This is a genomic window from Streptomyces sp. NPDC046303, from assembly GCF_055588085.1.
Genome location: NZ_JBVJFA010000015.1, coordinates 27,338 through 44,920, shown reverse-complemented (window position 1 = coordinate 44,920; position 17,583 = coordinate 27,338). Strand labels below are relative to the sequence as shown.

The 17,583-nt window shown below is 73.1% G+C and carries 19 protein-coding genes; 10 read left to right on the top strand and 9 right to left on the bottom strand.

Features of this window, described 5'->3' with window-relative positions; all coding sequences use genetic code 11:
- Positions 1 to 27 precede the first annotated feature (27 nt).
- From ACZ6I1_RS17550 to hutH, 3 genes are all read left to right on the top strand, one after another.
- Entirely contained in the window at positions 28 to 828 is an 801-nt protein-coding gene (locus ACZ6I1_RS17550) for an enoyl-CoA hydratase/isomerase family protein (RefSeq protein ID WP_469288057.1), read from the top strand.
- Between the two features lie 100 nt (positions 829 to 928).
- A complete protein-coding gene (locus tag ACZ6I1_RS17545) occupies positions 929 to 2,044 on the top strand; it encodes a GGDEF domain-containing protein (protein ID WP_469288055.1) in 1,116 nt (371 codons plus the stop codon).
- 98 nt (positions 2,045 to 2,142) lie between these two features.
- Positions 2,143 to 3,684, top strand: a complete 1,542-nt coding sequence (gene hutH, locus ACZ6I1_RS17540) for a histidine ammonia-lyase (RefSeq protein ID WP_469288291.1) — start codon at positions 2,143 to 2,145, stop codon at positions 3,682 to 3,684.
- Positions 3,685 to 3,749: 65 nt separating this feature from the next.
- Here the strand turns inward: hutH and ACZ6I1_RS17535 are convergent, their stop codons facing one another.
- Positions 3,750 to 4,076, bottom strand: a complete 327-nt coding sequence (locus ACZ6I1_RS17535; RefSeq protein WP_469288053.1) for a hypothetical protein — start codon at positions 4,074 to 4,076, stop codon at positions 3,750 to 3,752.
- A 146-nt stretch (positions 4,077 to 4,222) separates the two neighbouring features.
- Between ACZ6I1_RS17535 and ACZ6I1_RS17530 the strand changes: the two genes are divergently transcribed.
- From ACZ6I1_RS17530 to ACZ6I1_RS17520, 3 genes are all read left to right on the top strand, one after another.
- Positions 4,223 to 4,525, top strand: coding sequence for a hypothetical protein (locus ACZ6I1_RS17530; protein WP_469288051.1), 303 nt, complete (start codon positions 4,223 to 4,225; stop codon positions 4,523 to 4,525).
- A 133-nt stretch (positions 4,526 to 4,658) separates the two neighbouring features.
- On the top strand, positions 4,659 to 5,927 hold the full coding sequence (locus ACZ6I1_RS17525) for a L,D-transpeptidase (RefSeq protein ID WP_469288050.1): 1,269 nt from the start codon (positions 4,659 to 4,661) through the stop codon (positions 5,925 to 5,927).
- Between the two features lie 152 nt (positions 5,928 to 6,079).
- Positions 6,080 to 7,042, top strand: coding sequence for a GNAT family N-acetyltransferase (locus tag ACZ6I1_RS17520; protein WP_469288048.1), 963 nt, complete (start codon positions 6,080 to 6,082; stop codon positions 7,040 to 7,042).
- Here the strand turns inward: ACZ6I1_RS17520 and ACZ6I1_RS17515 are convergent.
- Positions 7,032 to 7,967: a helix-turn-helix transcriptional regulator gene (locus ACZ6I1_RS17515; protein WP_469288046.1), complete on the bottom strand. Its 936-nt coding sequence runs from the start codon at positions 7,965 to 7,967 to the stop codon at positions 7,032 to 7,034. The genes ACZ6I1_RS17520 and ACZ6I1_RS17515 overlap by 11 nt on opposite strands.
- A gap of 162 nt (positions 7,968 to 8,129) precedes the next feature.
- On the opposite strand from ACZ6I1_RS17515, the gene ACZ6I1_RS17510 reads away from it, so the two are divergent.
- A complete protein-coding gene (locus tag ACZ6I1_RS17510; protein WP_469288045.1) occupies positions 8,130 to 9,176 on the top strand; it encodes an NAD(P)-dependent alcohol dehydrogenase in 1,047 nt (348 codons plus the stop codon).
- A 22-nt stretch (positions 9,177 to 9,198) separates the two neighbouring features.
- Here the strand turns inward: ACZ6I1_RS17510 and ACZ6I1_RS17505 are convergent, their stop codons facing one another.
- The 4 genes from ACZ6I1_RS17505 to ACZ6I1_RS17490 form a co-directional block, all read right to left on the bottom strand.
- Positions 9,199 to 9,567, bottom strand: a complete 369-nt coding sequence (locus ACZ6I1_RS17505) for a DUF6247 family protein (RefSeq protein WP_469288043.1) — start codon at positions 9,565 to 9,567, stop codon at positions 9,199 to 9,201.
- Positions 9,568 to 9,730: 163 nt separating this feature from the next.
- Complete coding sequence (locus tag ACZ6I1_RS17500) at positions 9,731 to 10,348, bottom strand: DUF3885 domain-containing protein (protein ID WP_469288041.1); 618 nt, start codon at positions 10,346 to 10,348, stop codon at positions 9,731 to 9,733.
- Entirely contained in the window at positions 10,345 to 11,013 is a 669-nt protein-coding gene (gene msrA / locus ACZ6I1_RS17495; protein ID WP_469288039.1) for a peptide-methionine (S)-S-oxide reductase MsrA, read from the bottom strand. The genes ACZ6I1_RS17500 and msrA overlap by 4 nt, the downstream gene beginning before the upstream one ends.
- 118 nt (positions 11,014 to 11,131) lie before the next feature.
- On the bottom strand, positions 11,132 to 12,238 hold the full coding sequence (locus ACZ6I1_RS17490) for a hypothetical protein (protein ID WP_469288037.1): 1,107 nt from the start codon (positions 12,236 to 12,238) through the stop codon (positions 11,132 to 11,134).
- Between the two features lie 97 nt (positions 12,239 to 12,335).
- Between ACZ6I1_RS17490 and ACZ6I1_RS17485 the strand changes: the two genes are divergently transcribed.
- A complete protein-coding gene (locus ACZ6I1_RS17485) occupies positions 12,336 to 13,493 on the top strand; it encodes a cystathionine gamma-synthase (RefSeq protein ID WP_469288035.1) in 1,158 nt (385 codons plus the stop codon).
- Between the two features lie 102 nt (positions 13,494 to 13,595).
- On the opposite strand, the gene ACZ6I1_RS17480 is transcribed toward ACZ6I1_RS17485, so the two are convergent.
- From ACZ6I1_RS17480 to ACZ6I1_RS17470, 3 genes are read right to left on the bottom strand one after another with little or no spacing between them, the layout of a single operon-like run.
- Positions 13,596 to 13,850, bottom strand: coding sequence for a hypothetical protein (locus ACZ6I1_RS17480; protein ID WP_469288034.1), 255 nt, complete (start codon positions 13,848 to 13,850; stop codon positions 13,596 to 13,598).
- Positions 13,847 to 14,254 (bottom strand): sigma factor-like helix-turn-helix DNA-binding protein, encoded by a 408-nt coding sequence (locus tag ACZ6I1_RS17475; RefSeq protein ID WP_469288032.1) that lies wholly within the window; start codon positions 14,252 to 14,254, stop codon positions 13,847 to 13,849. The genes ACZ6I1_RS17480 and ACZ6I1_RS17475 overlap by 4 nt, the downstream gene beginning before the upstream one ends.
- A 59-nt stretch (positions 14,255 to 14,313) precedes the next feature.
- A complete protein-coding gene (locus ACZ6I1_RS17470) occupies positions 14,314 to 14,835 on the bottom strand; it encodes a MarR family winged helix-turn-helix transcriptional regulator (RefSeq protein WP_469288030.1) in 522 nt (173 codons plus the stop codon).
- A gap of 282 nt (positions 14,836 to 15,117) precedes the next feature.
- Between ACZ6I1_RS17470 and ilvA the strand changes: the two genes are divergently transcribed.
- Together ilvA and ACZ6I1_RS17460 are read left to right on the top strand one after the other, a co-directional pair.
- Positions 15,118 to 16,350, top strand: a complete 1,233-nt coding sequence (gene ilvA / locus ACZ6I1_RS17465) for a threonine ammonia-lyase (RefSeq protein WP_469288028.1) — start codon at positions 15,118 to 15,120, stop codon at positions 16,348 to 16,350.
- 180 nt (positions 16,351 to 16,530) lie between these two features.
- Complete coding sequence (locus ACZ6I1_RS17460) at positions 16,531 to 17,553, top strand: ATP-binding cassette domain-containing protein (protein ID WP_469288026.1); 1,023 nt, start codon at positions 16,531 to 16,533, stop codon at positions 17,551 to 17,553.
- Positions 17,554 to 17,583: the final 30 nt, after the last annotated feature.

The following is a 17,583-nucleotide window of genomic DNA, read 5'->3' as shown; positions in this document are numbered from 1 at the left end:
CGCTCGTTAACCGAGAGGGTCGCAGGCATGTCTGAGCAGCGCTTCGGAGAGTTCGTCGCGGTACGCCGGGAAGGCGACGGGCACGTCGCGGAGCTGGCGATGGACCGCCCCAAGGCGATGAACGCCGTGTCCACGGAAATGGCCCGGTCCATCGGCGCGGCCTGCGCGGCGCTCGCGGCGGACCCGTCGGTACGGGTGGTCGTGCTCTCGTCCACCGCGGAGCGGGCCTTCTGCGTCGGGGCGGACCTCAAGGAGCGCAACGCGCTGTCGGACGCCGAGCTGGTGCGGCAGCGGCCGACCACGCGCGGGGCGTACGGGGGCGTACTGGAGCTGCCGGTGCCCACGATCGCCGCCGTGCACGGCTTCGCGCTGGGCGGCGGGTTCGAGCTGGCCCTGGCCTGCGACGTGATCGTCGCCGACGAGTCGGCGGTGGTCGGGCTGCCCGAGGTGTCGGTGGGGGTGATCCCGGGCGGCGGGGGCACGCAGCTGCTGCCGCGCCGGGTGGGTGCGGCGCGGGCGGCCGAGCTGATCTTCACGGCGCGGCGGGTGGAGGCGGCCGAGGCGCTGTCGCTGGGGCTGGTGGACTCGGTGGTCCCGGCCGGGCAGGACACGGCCGAGGCGCTGGCCCTGGCGTCCCGGATGGCGGCGAATTCCCCGGTGGGCCTGCGGGCGGCCAAGCGGGCGCTGCGGCTGGGGCACGGGATGGACCTGGCCGCCGGTCTGGAGATCGAGGACGCGGCCTGGCGGACGGTGGCCTTCTCGGGCGACCGGGCCGAGGGCGTGGCGGCGTTCAACGAGAAGCGCAAGCCGAACTGGCCGGGGGAGTAGCGGGCCGGTCGGGGCGCGGTCGTCACGGTTCGTGATCTTGCTGCGACCGAAAGTCGCGCCGATTATCACCAAATCGGACAAAACTCCCTAACCTGGGGTGATGGGAGTCGACGGGCGGCTGCGAGCCGTGGTGGGCCTGGCGCAGGCGATGGCCGCGGCGTGCGCGCCGCGGGACAGTGTGCGGGCGGCCGCTCGGGGGGCGCGCGTGGCGCTGGACGGCTCGTTCGCCGCGATCTCCGCGTGGGAGCGCGAGCGGGGAAGCCTGCGGGTGCTCGTGAACGAGGGGGAGCGGCGGCCGGGGGAGGAGGAGTTCCCCGAGGACGAGTCCTATCCCGTGCACGACTTCCCCGAGATCACCGAGTTCCTGCACGAGCGCTGGGTGGGCGGCGGGGGCCCGCACGCCTGGGTCGAGAGCGCGGTCGGCGACCGGCCCGGACGGCGCGGCGAGGCCCTGCGCCGCCGCGGGCGCGGCACCTGCGTGGTCGCGCCGGTCGTGCTCAGCGGGCGGGCCTGGGGTGAGCTGTACGTGGCCCGGGACGAGGGGCTGCCCGACTTCGACGAGGACGACGCCGAGTTCGCGACCGTCCTGGCCGCCGTGATCGCGGCCGGGCTCGCGCAGAACGAACGGCTGGAAGAGGCCCGGCGCCTCGCCTTCACCGACCCGCTGACCGGCCTCGCCAACCGGCGGGCCGTCGACATGCGGCTCGACGAGGCCCTGGAGGAGCACCGGCGGACCGGTGCCGTGGTCAGCCTGGTCGTCTGCGACCTGAACGGGCTGAAGAAGGTCAACGACACCCTGGGCCACGCCATGGGCGACCGGCTGCTGGAGCGGTTCGGGTCGGTGCTGAGCCTGTGCGGGGCCATGCTGCCGGGCGCGCTGGTGGCCCGACTGGGCGGCGACGAGTTCTGCCTGGTCGGGGTCGGTCCGACGGCGGACGAGGTGGTGCGGGTCACCGAGGAGCTGTGCACCCGGGCCGCCGAGCTGGAGCTGGGTGAGGGCGTGGCCTGCGGGGTGGCCTCCACCGGGGACCCGATCGGGCTGGTGAAGTCCTCCCGGCGGCTGTTCCGGCTCGCGGACGCCGCCCAGTACAAGGCCAAGGCAGCGCGCTCGTCGAAGCCGGTGGTGGCGGGCCGGGACACCGCCGTGGTGCGGCTCGCGGACGCCGCCGCGCAGGAGGCTCCGGGGGAGCGGCGCCGCTTCCGCGGCCGGCCGTGACGACCCGTCGGGCCGTAAGGGGCCCTCGTACCGCGTGATCGTGACAATTCCTCCTAGTGACATGGAGCGATTCAATCCGTAGGGTGCTGAATATGGATATGCACACTGTCGTGGTGGGGACGTCCGGGACCACCGCCGAGGACGTCATCGCCGTCGCCCGCGGCAACGCGCGGGTCGAGCTGTCCGGCGAGGCGCTCAGCGCGCTCGCCCGCTCCCGGGAGATCGTCGACGCGCTCGCCGCCAAGCCCGAGCCGGTCTACGGGGTGTCCACCGGCTTCGGCGCGCTGGCCTCCCGGCACATCAGCCCCGAGCTGCGCGCCCAGCTCCAGCGCAACATCGTCCGCTCGCACGCCGCCGGCATGGGCCCGCGGGTCGAGCGGGAGGTCGTCCGCGCGCTGATGTTCCTGCGGCTCAAGACCGTCGCCTCCGGGCACACCGGCGTACGGCCCTCCGTCGCCCAGACCATGGCCGACGTGCTCAACGCCGGGATCACCCCCGTCGTCCACGAGTACGGCTCCCTCGGTTGTTCCGGCGACCTCGCGCCGCTGTCCCACTGCGCGCTCGCGCTGATGGGCGAGGGCGACGCCGAGGGCCCGGACAGGGTCGTGCGCCCCGCCGGGGAACTGCTCGCCGAAGCCGGGATCGAGCCCGTCGAGCTGCGCGAGAAGGAGGGCCTGGCCCTCCTCAACGGCACCGACGGCATGCTCGGCATGCTGGTCATGGCCCTCGCCGACCTCGGCAGGCTGTACACCTCCGCCGACATCACCGCCGCGCTGACGCTCGAGGCGCTGCTCGGCACGGAGAAGGTGCTCCAGCCCGAGCTGCACGCCATCCGCCCGCACCCCGGCCAGGGCGCCTCCGCCGCCAACATGGCCGCCGTCCTGAAGGGCTCCGGGCTCACCGGGCACTTCCAGGAGGAGTCCGCCCCGCGCGTGCAGGACGCCTACTCGGTGCGCTGCGCCCCCCAGGTCGCGGGCGCCGGACGCGACACCATGGCGCACGCCGCCCTGGTCGCCTCGCGCGAGCTGGCCGCCGCCGTCGACAACCCGGTGGTCCTGCCCGACGGGCGGGTGGAGTCCAACGGCAACTTCCACGGGGCGCCGGTCGCCTACGTGCTGGACTTCCTGGCCATCGCGGCCGCCGACCTCGGCTCGATCGCCGAGCGCCGCACCGACCGGCTGCTCGACAAGAACCGCTCGCACGGCCTGCCGCCGTTCCTCGCGGACGACGCCGGCGTGGACTCCGGCCTGATGATCGCCCAGTACACGCAGGCCGCCCTGGTCAGCGAGATGAAGCGGCTCGCGGTGCCGGCCTCGGCGGACTCGATCCCCTCCTCCGCGATGCAGGAGGACCACGTCTCCATGGGGTGGTCGGCCGCGCGCAAGCTCCGTACCGCCGTGGACAACCTCACCCGGATCATCGCGATCGAGCTGTACGCGGCCACCCGTGCCATCGAGCTGCGGCACGGGCTGACGGCGGCCCCGGCCAGCCTCGCGGCGATCGAGGCCGTCCGCGCGGCGGGTGTGCAGGGTCCCGGGCCGGACCGTTTCCTCGCGCCCGACCTGGCCGCCGCCGACGCGTTCGTCCGTACGGGCGCCCTCGTGGCCGCGGTGGAGACCGTGACGGGCCCGCTGGCCTGACGCGGCGCACCCGCTGTTCTCAGGGCCGCCCCCACGGGGGCGGCCCTTCGGCGTGTCGCGGGCGTTTACGCGGCGCGGGAGCGGCGTACGGAGAAGGTCACGAAGCCGGCCCCCACGCCGAGGAAGAGCGTGCCGCCCAGGAGGTAGGGGGTGGTGTCGACGGAGCCGGTGTCCGCGAGCGTGACGGGCGTCGACTGCGTCTGGGTCCGTACGGTTCGCGCGGTCTGTACGTCCTCGTGCGCGGCGGTACGGGGCGCGTTCGCGGCCGCGGGGACCCCTGAGCTGCCCGGGGAGGGCTCCGGTGCGGTGGCGCCCGCCGAGGGGACGAACCACAGGGCGGCGAGGAGGGTGGTCGCCCCGAGAGCGGTGAGCAGCGGTCGACGTGCGGTCACGGTGCGATCCCCCTTGCGGCAGCAGCGAATTGGCCGTGTGCGGTGATGCTACGGAAAGGGGCGGGTCGTGGGAAAGTCAGGGCTCCCGCGGGCTTACTCTCCGTCGTATGAACTCTTCTGAGACATCACGATACGTACGGCTTCGGGTGGATTTGGTACTCGAAGTGCCGGACCCGCAGGCACTCACGGGAGCAGCGCTCGCCCACATCAAGGCCGACGAGTTCATGCCGGACGAGGAGCGCGGCCACGCCGAGTCCGCCGTGCGGGAGGACGAGTCGGAGGCGCTCGCCTACCTGGTCGACCCCACTGACCTGGTCGCCGACATCCCGGGCGTGGAGCTGGCGCAGGCCTCCTGGAGCAGCGAGCCCGTCGAATACGACCCCGAGTCCATGGAGTGGGACCTGGACGGGGAAGATGGGGAGTTCGACGAAGAAACCGACAACGCCTGACCGTGGGGTTGCCCACATTCCAACGGAATGTGGAACCGATCCGCGGCGTTCACGCGTTGTCAGGACGAGGCAGGGGGCCATGCCCCCTGCCCGGCCCAACCCCGGGACGGCAGCCGCGGGGTTTCCGGCAACGATGGAGTGGCGTGTGAGGACGGACAGCAAGCGACGGAGAAGGTCCCTGGTGGCCGTATCCGCCGTGCTCGGCGGTGTACTGATGCTCTCGGCCTGCAACGGCGGGGGCGGTGACAAGCCGAACGCGAGCGAGAGCAGCAAATCCCAGGCGGACGTCGACGCGGCGGCGGCCAAGGACACCTCCAAGGCCCGAATAGCCATCACGCCCAAGGACGGCGCCACCAACGTCGGCCTGAACGACTCCGCGAACGTCACCGTCAGCGACGGCACGCTGACGAAGGTCGAGCTGAAGACCGCCGAGGGCACGGCCGTGGCCGGCAAGATCGCAGCTGACGGCAAGAGCTGGAAGCCGGACGCCGCGCTCAAGCGCTCCACCAAGTACGCCCTGTCGGCGACCGCCAAGGACGCCGACGGCCGTGAGGCCCACGAGAACGCCTCCTTCACCACCGTCTCCCCGGAGAACAGCTTCGTCGGCTCGTTCGTCCCGGACGAGGGCCAGACCGTCGGCGTGGGCATGCCCGTCTCGATCACCTTCAACAAGCCGATCAAGGACAAGAAGGCCGTCCAGGCGGCCATCTCCGTCTCCTCCAGCAGCGGCCAGGAAGTCGTCGGCCACTGGTTCGGCGCGCAGCGTCTGGACTTCCGCCCGGAGCAGTACTGGCAGGCGAACTCCACCGTCACGCTGAAGCTGGCACTGGAGGGCGTGCAGGGCGCGCCCGGCATCCAGGGCGTCCAGAGCAAGACCGTCACCTTCAAGATCGGCCGCAGCCAGGTCTCCACGGTCGACGCGAAGACGAAGAAGATGACGGTCACCCGGGACGGCGCGGTCCTCAAGACCATCCCGATCTCGGCGGGCTCCCCGGAGAACCCGACGTACAACGGCCAGATGGTGATCTCCGAGAAGTTCAAGGAGACCCGGATGAACGGCGCCACCGTCGGCTTCACGGACGACGACGGCAAGGGCGAGTACGACATCAAGGACGTCCCGCACGCGATGCGGCTGTCGACCTCCGGCACCTTCATCCACGGCAACTACTGGGGTGCGGACTCCATCTTCGGCAGCGTCAACACCAGCCACGGCTGCGTCGGGCTGAACGACGCCAAGGGCGCGGGCGACCCGAACCAGCCGGCCGCCTGGTTCTACGACAACTCGCTCATCGGCGACGTGGTCACCGTGGTCAACTCCCCGGACAAGACCATCACGCCGGACAACGGCCTCAACGGCTGGAACATGAGCTGGGCGGAGTGGAAGGCCGGCGCGGCCGTCTGACCGTACGTGCGCGGACGGCCGGGAACCCCGACGGGTTCCCGGCCGTCCGCCGTTTCACGCCCGTGCCGCATCACGCGTCGTCCGGCCGCGGGCGGGTGACGGTGACCGAAAACGCCTGACCGCGGGCCGCGGACTGTGTCTAGGGTCGGGGGATGACGATCCGAGCACTGCCCGTACCCCCGACCAACCCCCAGGTGGACGACTGGCGGGCGGTCCTGGCCGCCGCCACGGCCGCCGACCTGCCGCAGCTCCCCGCGCCCTCCCGGCTGGAGGTCGCCGGCCGGCTGTGCGTGGCGCCCGCCCGCGGCTACGCCAAGCTCTGGGCGGCGGACGGGGCGCAGGGCGTGGCGGGGCTGCTGCTGTTCACGGACGAGGCCAACCGCCACACCGCGTACCTGGACGTGCTGGCGGTACGTCCGGACGCCCGCCGTCGGGGCATCGGCACCGCCCTGTGGCAGCGGGTCCGCGAGGAACTGCTCGCGCAGGGCCGCACCTCGGTCGGGACGATCGCAGACCTGGGAGGCCCGGGGCAGGCGTTCGCGGAATCGCTCGGGTTCGAGAACGTCCTGCCCATGGCCTGGTACGTACAGGACGTCCCGCGCGGGCCCGGCCCAGGGGCCGCCCCGGACGTGCCCGGGTACGAACTGCGCGCCTGGCACGGCCTGGTGGACGACGACTGGGCGGACGCGGTGGCCAGGGCCCACGGCGCGATGGAGGACGCGCCCATGGGGGACGTCGACGAAAAGATCGAGTCCTGGACGGCCGAGCGGCTGCACGCGGCGCACCGGCTGATCCTGGACCGGGGCGGGGAGGTGACCACGGTCGCCGCGGTCACCGGTACGGGCGAGGTGGCCGCGTACACGGAGCTGGTGCTGCCGGATCCCGGCGGCGCCCGCGCCCTCCAGTACGACACGGTCGTCGTGCCCGCCCACCGCGGCCACGGCCTGGGCCGCGCGGTCAAGCTGCGCATGCTGGAGCTGGCCGCGCACCGCTATCCCGCACTGCGGCGGATCGCCACGACCGTCGCGGACGAGAACACCCCGATGCGCGCCGTGAACGAAGCCCTGGGCTACCGGCACGAGCGCGACGCGGCGTACTTCCAGCTCAAGCTGTAGCGGCGGGGTCCCGGTCCGCCCCGCCGCCCGGCCCGGCGCCCGCCCCGGCGTCCGGCCCGGCCTCCTCCGCGCGGGCGGACCACGACGACAGCAGCCGCAGGGCGTCCTCGGACGGGGATCCGGGCGGCGCGTGGAAGGTGACCAGGCACTGCTCCGGATCGTCGGGCAGCGCCAGCCTCTCGAAGTACAGGTCCAGCTCGCCCACCAGCGGATGCCGCAGCTTCTTCAGCCCGTGCGTCTTGTCCGCCACCGTGTGCGCCGCCCACAGCCGCGCGAACTCCTCGTCCTTCACGGACAGTTCCCCGACCAGCGCCGACAGCTGCTCGTCGTCCGGGTGCCGGCCCGCGTACATCCGCAGGTGGCTCACCACCTCGCACGCCCGGCACTCCCACTCCGCGTACAGCTCGGCCGTCGCCGGGTCCAGGAACACCAGCCGCACCAGGTTCCGTTCCTGTACGGGAAGCGCCCCGAAGTCCCCGAACACGGCGGCCGCGAGCCGGTTCCAGCCGAGCACGTCCTGCCGTCGGCCCACCAGGTACGCCGGTACGTTCTCCATCGCGTCCATCAGCGTCCGCAGTTCCGGACGGACCTGCTGCGGACGGTGGCTCTGGCGGCGCCGGCGGGCCCGGGGGCGCGCCAGATGGGCCAGGTGCGCCCGTTCCGTCCCGTCCAGCCGCAGGGCCCGCGCGATGGCGTCCAGGACCTCCGCGGACACGTTGTGCCCGCTGCCCTGCTCCAGGCGCGTGTAGTACGCGACCGACACCCCGGCGAGCAGCGCCAGTTCCTCGCGGCGCAGGCCCGGGACGCGCCGGTGGCGCCCGTAGTCGGGCAGGCCCACGTCCGCGGGGCGCAGCCGGGCGCGGCGGCTGCGGAGGAACTCGCCGAGCTCGGCCCGCTGCTCGGCTCGCTGATCACCCTGGTCCATGGCGTCAGTATCGCCGGAGGCCCGGTCCGGCGCGGCGGTGTTCCTGACCCCGCCAGGGGTAGGTTCACCAGTCCTAGGCTGGGCAGGGGGCTGGGCGGGGGGCGCCCGGACCGGCAGGCTGGCACGCATCACACCAGCGTCACCGCCGAGGAGCACCACGCCATGTCCGTCACCGTCACCGCCGCGTACGCCGCCCCGGCCCCCAAGGCCCCGCTGGAGCGCACCACCGTCCCGCGCCGCCCCGTCGGCGAGCACGACGTCCTGATCGACATCAAGTACGCCGGTGTCTGCCACTCCGACATCCACCAGGTCCGGGACGGCTGGCACGAGGGCATCTATCCCATGGTCCCCGGGCACGAGATCGCCGGTGTCGTGGCCGAAGCCGGGGCGGGCGTCACGAAGTTCGCGGTCGGGGACCGGGTGGGCGTCGGCGTGTTCGTCGACTCCTGCCGTGCGTGCGCCTACTGCGTGCGCGGGGAGGAGCAGTTCTGCGTCGAGGGCGCGACCGGCACGTACAACACCCTCGACAGGAACGGCGAGCCCACGTACGGCGGTTACTCCACGCACATCGTCGTCGACGAGAACTACGCGGTCCGCATCCCCGACGGCCTCGCCCTGGACGCCGCCGCCCCGCTGCTGTGCGCGGGCATCACCGTGTACTCCCCGCTGCGCCACTGGAAGGCGGGCCCCGGCAAGAAGGTCGCCGTCGTCGGCCTGGGCGGGCTGGGGCACATGGGTGTGAAGATAGCGGCGGCCCTGGGCGCGGAGGTCACCGTCCTGTCGCAGTCCCTGCGCAAGCGGGAGGACGGCCTCAGGCTGGGCGCCACCCACTACTACGCCACCAGCGACGAGACCACCTTCGAGGAGCTGGCCGGCCGCTTCGACCTGATCCTGTCCACCGTCTCCGCGCCGCTGGGCCTGGACGCGTACCTCGGCCTGCTGAAGGTCGACGGCGCGCTGGTGAACGTCGGCGCCCCGGAGGAGCCGGTCTCGCTGAACCTCTTCTCCGTCATCGACGGCCGCAAGTCCCTCGCGGGCTCGATGATCGGCGGAATCGCCGAAACCCAGGAAATGCTCGACTTCTGCGCGGAGCACGGCCTGGGCGCCGAGATCGAGCTGATCCCCGCCGACCGCATCAACGAGGCGTACGAACGCGTCCTGGCGAGCGACGTCCGCTACCGCTTCGTGATCGACACGGCGACGATCTGACCCGCTGCGCGGTGTGCCGCCCTCACCGGGCCCGCGGTGCCGTCGGCGGGCGGTCCAGAGCGGAGTGCGCGGCGTCGAGAATTCCGCCGATCTCGGCAGCGGCCCGCCGTACTTGGATGGCGTCACCGGTGCCGGCCGTGTCCTCCCAGTGCCGCAACCGCTCGGCCAGGTGGGGTTGGCGCTGGATGTGTACGTATGCCGCCCATTGGGCGATGAACCGTTGCAAGGGGGCCAGGTCGGAGCCGTGCCGGGCCTGGTCCGCGGCCTCGTCCAGCTCGCGGGTGAACGCGGGCAGGGCCGCCGGGGCGATCTGCGCGACGGCCTGCCGCAGCGCGGTCACCGTGGCCGGCGGCTGCGGGATGAGCGGCTGCCCGGCGGCGGACGTGGTCACGGTTGCTCCCCTGGGCGAGATCCTGGGCCCCGGCGCCAGCGTACCCACCGCAATGTGCCGGCCCCCACCCGAACGGGCGAGCCGTGCGGGCGGCCGGAGGCCGGGGCGTTGCGGCGGGGCGACCGGCGGCGGTGAGGGCCGTGTGCGCCCACGCCGCCCCCGCTCAGTAGCCCAGAGGGTGGGCCGAGAGCCAGGTGGAGTGGCGCTCGCGCAGGCGGTCCCGTTCCCCGGGGGTGGGGAGGATGACGTCCGCGCCGCCGTCATAGGGGTGGTGGATGCGGGCAGCGGCGGTGTCGGTCACGAAGACGCCGGCCAGCTCGTCGTCGGCCACCGACCGCAGCAGCCCGTCCAGGCAGCCGCGCCGCCACACGCGGCGGTCGGCGTAGAAGTACCAGCGGCTGTGGTGGTCGGGGTCGGCGTCGGAGGTGTCCTCCAGGGTGGTCCACAGCGTGCCCTCCGGGTGGCGGGCACGGCGCCGTGGCCACGGGTCGGTGCGCTCGCCCAGGTAGGCCCAGGAGGTGGTCACCACATACACCTCGCCGCCCGCGAACAGCTCGTCGAGGACCGTGTTGTACCGCTCCAGGACGATGCCGTACTCCGCCTCGTCCTGCGCGTAGCGCTTCGATCCCGGGAGGCTGTGGAAACGCACCCAGCGGTCGGCGTACGTGGACTTCAGCTCGTGCGGGAGCAGCGGGACGGGAGCCCACTGCTCCTGCCAGAGCCGGGTCAGCCGGGCGTGTGCCGGGTCCGGGTGCGCCGGATCCGGGAGGGCCGGTCTCACGCGCCGGGGGCCGGGGCCACGCCGATCGGGCAGCTGACGCCCGTGCCGCCGATGCCGCAGTAGCCGCCGGGGTTCTTGTCGAGGTACTGCTGGTGGTAGGCCTCCGCCGGCCAGAACGGGCGGTCGGCTGCCGGGAGGATGGCCGTGGTGATCCGGTCGTGGCCCGAGGCGGTCAGGACCTGCTGGTAGGCCTCGCGGGAGGCTTCCGCCGCCTGCTGGTGGGCCGGGGAGTGGGTGTAGACCGCGGAGCGGTACTGGGTGCCCACGTCGTTGCCCTGCCGGAAGCCCTGGGTCGGGTCGTGGGACTCCCAGAACAGCTTCAGGAGGGTGGCGTACGAGACCTGCGCCGGGTCGAAGACCACGCGGACGACCTCCGTGTGGCCGGTCTGGCCCGAGCAGACCTCCTCGTACGTCGGGTTCTCGGTGAAGCCGCCCTGGTAGCCGGCCAGCGTGGTCCACACCCCGGGGGTCTGCCAGAACTTGCGCTCCGCGCCCCAGAAGCAGCCCAGCCCGAAGTCGGCGACCTCCAGGCCGTCCGGATACGGGCCGGCCAGCGGGTTGCCCAGCACGGTGTGCTTGTCGGGCAGGCCGAAGAGAGGCTCGGAGCGGCCCTTCAGGGCCTCCTCGCGGGTGGGGAGCTCGGGCGTGCGGCGGTACGAGAACATGGATTCCCTCCTTGGTATGGGTGACAACGGGGGAGGGCGGGCCGGGATTCCCGGCCCGGCGGCGCGTTCCCGTTTCGTAAGACCCGTCGCCCTGCCGGCCCGTCGAGGCGTCGGCCCGTCAGTGCGGCAGGGTCGCCGGGGAGCCGCCGTTCGCCTCGTAGCCCGCCACCGCCAGCGCCCGGTACACCGCGTACTGCGCCGCCGGGTCCTCCGAGGCCGACCACGGCAGGGCTCCCACGTAGCCGTCCACGTGCCGGACCTGCTCCATGGCCTCCGCCCAGCGCTCCATGTTGACCAGGAAGAGCAGCAGCAGGTGCCGTACGTGCGCCAGCATCGGGTCGTCCGGGCGGGCCGTGTGGACCGCGTACAGCGCGCCCTCCACCGCCCGGTTCACGACCGCGCTCTGGTAGAAGCTGCCGATCATCACCACGTCCGGCAGGTTCTCGTACACCGCGAACAGCGGCAGCGCCGCCAGCAGCGAGCCCTGCGGGGCGCGGGCCGCCGCCGCGTGCGAGAAGGCGTCCGCCTGCTCCCGCGAGCCGTGCCACTTCCCGCACCAGTAGTGCAGCGCCGCCAGGTGCGCGCCCATGTGCGCCGGCGCCCGGTCGATGACCTTCGCCCACAGCGCGTCGAACTCCGCCTCCGAGTACGCGAGCCCCCGCGCGATCGCCAGCTCCGTGACGTACGGGACGGGGTCGCCCGGCGACAGCAGCGCCGCCTTGCGGCACGCCTCCCGCGCCTCCTCCAGGATGATCCGGTGGTCCTGCGAGCCGACCCCGCCCGAGCTGCGCCACGCCTGCTGCACCAGCAGTTCCGCGTGCACCTGCGCGCCGCCCGCGTCCTTCTCCGCTTCCAGCCGCCACGCCTTCAGCCACGGCGCGCCCACACCGGGCTGCCGGACGAGCTCCAGCGCCGCCGCTCCGCCGAAGGCCTGCACGCGCTGCCAGCGCTGTTCGCCGTCCTTCGGGGTCCCGGCGAGCAGCTGCGAGGCCGCCTCCCACCGGCCGGTGCTGCGGACGTGGTCGAGGGCGTCCATCAGGTCCCGGTCAGGCCCCGGGATCCGGATGTCGAGATCCTCCTGCCGCTCGAATCCGTAGTTCGCGGGGTCGGCGGCGTCCGGGCTGCCGGGCGCGACCAGCCGGATGCCGCCGCGCTTGCGCCGTATGTACGGGCTGATGACGAACACGACCATGAGGATCGCGAACAGGAACCACAGAATCTCCATGCCTCAAGCGAACCAGACCGAGGGGGCCGCAGGCCAATGGCGGTCGATTGCCGGGCCACGAGAGGAGCGAACCCCAGGCGGGGCTTAGGCTCTGCCCATGAGCGACGACAGCCACGAGCACCAGAGCTTCGAGACCCGCGCGATCCACGCGGGCAATACGGCGGACCCGCTGACCGGCGCGGTCGTACCGCCGATCTACCAGGTTTCCACGTACAAGCAGGACGGCGTCGGGGGGCTGCGCGGCGGCTACGAGTACAGCCGCAGCGCCAACCCCACCCGCACCGCCCTCGAGGAGAACCTCGCGGCGCTGGAGGGCGGCCGGCGCGGGCTCGCCTTCGCGTCCGGGCTCGCCGCCGAGGACTGCCTGCTGCGGGCGATGCTCTCCCCGGGCGACCACGTGGTCATCCCGAACGACGCCTACGGCGGCACCTTCCGCCTGTTCGCGAAGGTCGTCTCCCGCTGGGGCGTGGAGTGGTCGGTGGCCGACACCTCCGACGCGGCCGCCGTCCGCGCCGCCCTCACCCCCAAGACCAAGCTCATCTGGGTCGAGACCCCCTCGAACCCGCTGCTCGGCATCACCGACATCGCCATGGTCGCCGACATCGCGCGCACGGCCGGCGCCCGGCTGGTCGTGGACAACACCTTCGCGTCCCCCTACCTCCAGCAGCCCCTCGCGCTGGGCGCGGACGTGGTCCTGCACTCGCTGACCAAGTACATGGGCGGCCACTCCGACGTGGTCGGCGGCGCGCTGGTCACCGCCGACGCGGCGCTGGGCGAGGAGCTGGCCTACCACCAGAACGCCATGGGCGCGGTCGCCGGGCCGTTCGACTCGTGGATCGTGCTGCGCGGCATCAAGACCCTGGCCGTACGGATGGACCGGCACGCGGAGAACGCGGGCAAGGTCGCCGAGATGCTGACCCGCCACCCCAAGGTCACCCAGGTCCTGTACCCGGGCCTGCCGGAGCACCCGGGCCACGACATCGCCGCCAAGCAGATGCGCAACTTCGGCGGGATGATCTCCTTCCGGGTCGCCGGCGGCGAGGAGGCGGCGGTCGAGGTCTGCAACCGCGCCAAGCTGTTCACGCTGGGCGAGTCCCTCGGCGGCGTCGAGTCCCTGATCGAGCACCCGGGCCGCATGACGCACGCGTCGGTGGTGGGCTCGGCCCTCGAGGTCCCCGGTGACCTGGTCCGCCTGTCGGTGGGCATCGAGAACGCCGACGACCTCCTCGCGGACCTGACCCAGGCCCTGGGCTAGCACGGCCGGGCGGCGCGGCGAAGCCGCAGCTCCGCGGGCCGCGGCTCCGCGGGCTGCGGCTCGTCGCGCCGCAGCCGCCCCCGCCTCCGCCCGGGCCCGGGGCTACCAGCCCTCCAGGGGCGGCGAGATGCCGGCGGGCGGCGTGGCCCACGGCTGGGTCAGCACGGCCCACACCGCGAAGGCCACCGCCGCCGCGAACAGCAGCGCCCAGCCGACCGTGCGGAGCACCCGGCGGCGCCGCAGCAGACGGTCGCCGCGGGCCGCCGCGCCCGCCGCCAGACCCGCCGGGACCGTCGGGTACGGGCCCTCCAGGAGCCGCCTGACCCGCTCTTCCTTCCGGTCCGGGAACCCGCTCACCGCAGCTCCGCCACGGCCCGGTTGCACAGCACCCGTACCCGCTCGGCCGGCAGCCCCAGCTGGGCCGCGGCGACCTCCTCGGCGACCCCCTCGTAGATCCGCAGGACGAGTACGAGCCGCTCCGGCGGGCTCAGCCGCGCCAGTACCCCGTGGCCGCCCTGGTAGCGCCGGCCGGTGCGGGCGAAGGCGGTGCACAGCTCCTGACGGGTGAAGTCGTACGGGTCGTCCCCGCGCAGCCGCTGCCAGTTCGCGTACGTACGGGCCAGGGCGCCCGCCAGCAGCCGCCGCGCGGGCTCCGGTTCACCGGTCAGCAGGATCGCGACGTGCAGCAGCCGCCCCGCCGCGCCCGCGACGAAGGCCTGGAACTCCGTGTAGGAGCCCGCCCGTTGGTCAACCGCCCGCATGTCTCACATAGTGCGGGCAGCGGGTCCGTCCAGGTCAAGAGTCCGGTCCGGGTCAGGATTCAGGACGCCGGCCCGGCGTCGGCCACGGCCGACATCAGCTCCGACAGCGACAGGTTGAAGCGGGTCAGCAGTTTCGTGAACGACTCGCGCTCCGCCTCGGTCCACTCCTCCGTCACGCGCGCCATCAGCTCGCGCCGCGAGGACCGCACCTCCTCCAGCCGGGCCAGTCCGCGCGGGGACAGCGCGAGCACCACGGCCCGGCCGTCCTCGGGGTGCGAGGTCCGCTTGACCAGACCGCCGTCGACCAGCGGCGCGACCTGCCGGGTCACCGTGGACGAGTCGATGCCCATGCCGGCGGCGAGCGCCTTGACGCCCATCGGCCCCTCCAGGTCGAGCCGGTTCAGCAGCAGGTACGCCGCCCGGTCCATCGAGTTGCGGGCCTGGCCGACACCGCCCAGGCGGGTCTGCTCGGCGCGCCGCGCGAAGACCGCCACCTGGTGCTGGAGCGCGTCCAGGAGACCCGCTCCGGCAGGCGCTTCGCCCACCGCGGGCAGATCGGAATTGGCCGGGGATGAAGGCATGGCCGTGGGCTCTCTTCGCATGGGTCCGACAAGGATGGGGGACAGCGTACGCGGCCGTGCGGCGGCTCGTACGGCTCGTACGAGAACTGGTACGGCCCGTCCGCACCGCCGCTCCGAGGCCGTCCCGGATGGCGGGATTTCGCCCCTCTCGCACCCCTCGCGCACCGCTCCCGAACCCGCCGCCGCGCCCTCGCCCGGCGCTCCCGCACCCGGCGCGCGCCCCAGCCCGCGCCCCCTCCGCCGCGCTGCGCCCGCCCGCCCGCGGGCTGCGAGACTGGCGGCATGAACTACCGCGTGCCCGAGCCCGTCCCGCAGGTCATCCTCGACGACGTCCGGGGGGCTCAGAAGATGCTCTCCGGCGTTTCCCGGGTGACCGCGATGGAGGGCAGCCGGCACCTCTCCTCGCTCACCGGCTCCCCGGTCCACCTCAAGTGCGAGAACCTCCAGCGCACCGGCTCCTTCAAGCTGCGCGGGGCGTACGTGCGCATCGCCGGCCTGCGGCCCGAGCAGCGGGCCGCGGGCGTCGTGGCGGCCAGCGCCGGCAACCACGCCCAGGGCGTGGCCCTGGCCTCCTCCCTGCTCGGGGTCCGGTCCACGGTCTTCATGCCCGTCGGCGCGCCGCTGCCCAAGGTCGCCGCGACCCAGGAGTACGGCGCCGAGGTGCGCATGCACGGGCACGTCGTCGACGAGACCCTGGCCGCCGCCCAGGAGTACGCGGACCGCACCGGCGCGGTGTTCATCCACCCCTTCGACCACCGCGACATCATCGCGGGCCAGGGCACGGTGGGCCTGGAGATCCTCGAGCAGTGCCCCGAGGTGCGGACGATCCTCGTCGGCATCGGCGGCGGCGGTCTGGCGGCCGGTGTCGCGGTCGCCGTGAAGGCGCTGCGCCCCGACGTGAAGGTGATCGGCGTGCAGGCGGCGGGCGCGGCCGCGTACCCGCCCTCGCTGAAGGTCGGGCACCCGGTGTCGATCGACAACCCGAACACCATGGCGGACGGCATCAAGGTGGGCCGCCCCGGCGACGTGCCCTTCAAAATCATCGGCGAGCTCCTCGACGACGTGCGCACGGTGTCCGAGGACGCGCTCTCCAGCGCCCTGCTGCTGTGCCTGGAGCGGGCCAAGCTGGTGGTCGAGCCGGCCGGGTGCAGCACGGTCGCCGCGCTGCTGAGCGAGCCCGAACGGTACGGCGGGGGACCGGTGGTGGCCGTCCTGTCGGGCGGGAACGTCGATCCGCTGCTGCTCCAGCGGATCCTGCGCCACGGCATGGCGGCGGCGGGCCGGTACCTGTCGCTGCGGCTGCGCGTGGCGGACCGGCCGGGGGCCCTGGCCGGGCTCCTGGGGGTGCTGTCAGTGGTCGATGCGAACGTATTGGACGTGAGCCACGTGCGGACCGACCCGCGGCTCGGGCTCACGGAGGTGGAGGTGGAGCTGCACCTGGAGACGAAGGGCCCGGAGCACTGCGCCGAGGTCGCGCGCTCGCTGCACAGCGCGGGGTACACGGTGATGAGCTAGCGCTGCACTATGGCTACTCACGATATAACGATATAACGCGATAACGCGATAACGTGCGCCGGGTGGCGGGGAGGCGGAGCCGTGTTTCCCCGCTGGGCCGGGCGAGGGACGTCCGGCGCCCCTAGGCTTGCGGAGAATGACCGGATTTCAGCTGGCCCGATTCACACTGGGAGAATCCATATGCCAGGCGCGATCTATGCCGAAGGCCTGGTCAAGACCTTCGGCGACGTACGGGCACTGGACGGCGTGGACCTCGATGTCCCCGAGGGCACCGTCCTGGGTCTGCTCGGCCCCAACGGCGCGGGCAAGACCACGACCGTACGCGTTCTGACCACCCTGCTCCGCCCCGACAGCGGCAAGGCCGTCGTCGCCGGCATAGACGTCCTCACCCATCCCAACGAGGTCCGCCGCGCCATAGGCCTGTCCGGCCAGTTCGCCGCCGTCGACGAGTACCTCACCGGCCGCGAGAACCTCCAGATGGTCGGACAGCTCTACCAGATGAAGGCCAAGGCCGCGAAGGCCCGGGCCGACGAACTCCTCGAGCGCTTCAACCTCTCCGACGCCGCCGACCGCATCGCCAAGACCTACTCCGGCGGCATGCGCAGGCGCCTGGACCTCGCGGCCGCCCTCGTCGTGAGCCCGCCCGTGATGTTCATGGACGAACCGACCACCGGACTCGACCCCCGCAACCGCCAGCAGCTGTGGGGCATCATCCAGGAACTGGTCGCCGGCGGCACCACCCTGCTGCTGACCACCCAGTACCTGGAGGAGGCCGACCACCTCGCGCACGACATCTGCGTGGTCGACCACGGCAAGGTCATCGCCCGCGGCACCTCCGACCAGCTCAAGGCCCGTACGGGCGGCGAGCGCGTGGAGGTCGTCGTCCACGAGCGCGACCACATGGCCGGCGCGAGCGAGGTGCTCGCCGCGTTCGGCAAGGGCGGGACCACCGTCGAGGAGCACACCCGCAAGCTGACCGTGCCCGTGTCGGGCGGCGCCAAGCTGCTCGCCGAGGTCATCCGCGAGCTGGACGCCCGGGGCATCGAGATCGACGACATCGGGCTGCGCCGCCCGACCCTCGACGACGTGTTCATCTCCCTGACCGGGCACGCGGCCGAACGGGCCGCCGAGGAGAACGGCGACGGCGCGCCCGCCGCCGACGCCAAGGGCCGCAAGGCGGCACGGAAGGAGAAGGCCAAGTGACCCTCACCTCCCCGACCCCGGGATCCCCCG

Coding starts and splice junctions, on each gene's coding strand:
- ACZ6I1_RS17460 (WP_469288026.1), top strand. CDS start 16,531: ATGCCAGGCGCGATCTATGCCGAAGGCCTGGTCAAGACCTTCGGCGAC.
- ACZ6I1_RS17485 (WP_469288035.1), top strand. CDS start 12,336: ATGAGCGACGACAGCCACGAGCACCAGAGCTTCGAGACCCGCGCGATC.
- ACZ6I1_RS17525 (WP_469288050.1), top strand. CDS start 4,659: ATGGAGTGGCGTGTGAGGACGGACAGCAAGCGACGGAGAAGGTCCCTG.
- ACZ6I1_RS17550 (WP_469288057.1), top strand. CDS start 28: ATGTCTGAGCAGCGCTTCGGAGAGTTCGTCGCGGTACGCCGGGAAGGC.
- hutH (WP_469288291.1), top strand. CDS start 2,143: ATGCACACTGTCGTGGTGGGGACGTCCGGGACCACCGCCGAGGACGTC.
- ACZ6I1_RS17520 (WP_469288048.1), top strand. CDS start 6,080: ATGACGATCCGAGCACTGCCCGTACCCCCGACCAACCCCCAGGTGGAC.
- ACZ6I1_RS17475 (WP_469288032.1), bottom strand. CDS start 14,254: ATGCGGGCGGTTGACCAACGGGCGGGCTCCTACACGGAGTTCCAGGCC.
- ACZ6I1_RS17470 (WP_469288030.1), bottom strand. CDS start 14,835: ATGCCTTCATCCCCGGCCAATTCCGATCTGCCCGCGGTGGGCGAAGCG.
- ilvA (WP_469288028.1), top strand. CDS start 15,118: ATGAACTACCGCGTGCCCGAGCCCGTCCCGCAGGTCATCCTCGACGAC.
- ACZ6I1_RS17490 (WP_469288037.1), bottom strand. CDS start 12,238: ATGGAGATTCTGTGGTTCCTGTTCGCGATCCTCATGGTCGTGTTCGTC.
- msrA (WP_469288039.1), bottom strand. CDS start 11,013: ATGTTCTCGTACCGCCGCACGCCCGAGCTCCCCACCCGCGAGGAGGCC.
- ACZ6I1_RS17515 (WP_469288046.1), bottom strand. CDS start 7,967: ATGGACCAGGGTGATCAGCGAGCCGAGCAGCGGGCCGAGCTCGGCGAG.
- ACZ6I1_RS17545 (WP_469288055.1), top strand. CDS start 929: ATGGGAGTCGACGGGCGGCTGCGAGCCGTGGTGGGCCTGGCGCAGGCG.
- ACZ6I1_RS17510 (WP_469288045.1), top strand. CDS start 8,130: ATGTCCGTCACCGTCACCGCCGCGTACGCCGCCCCGGCCCCCAAGGCC.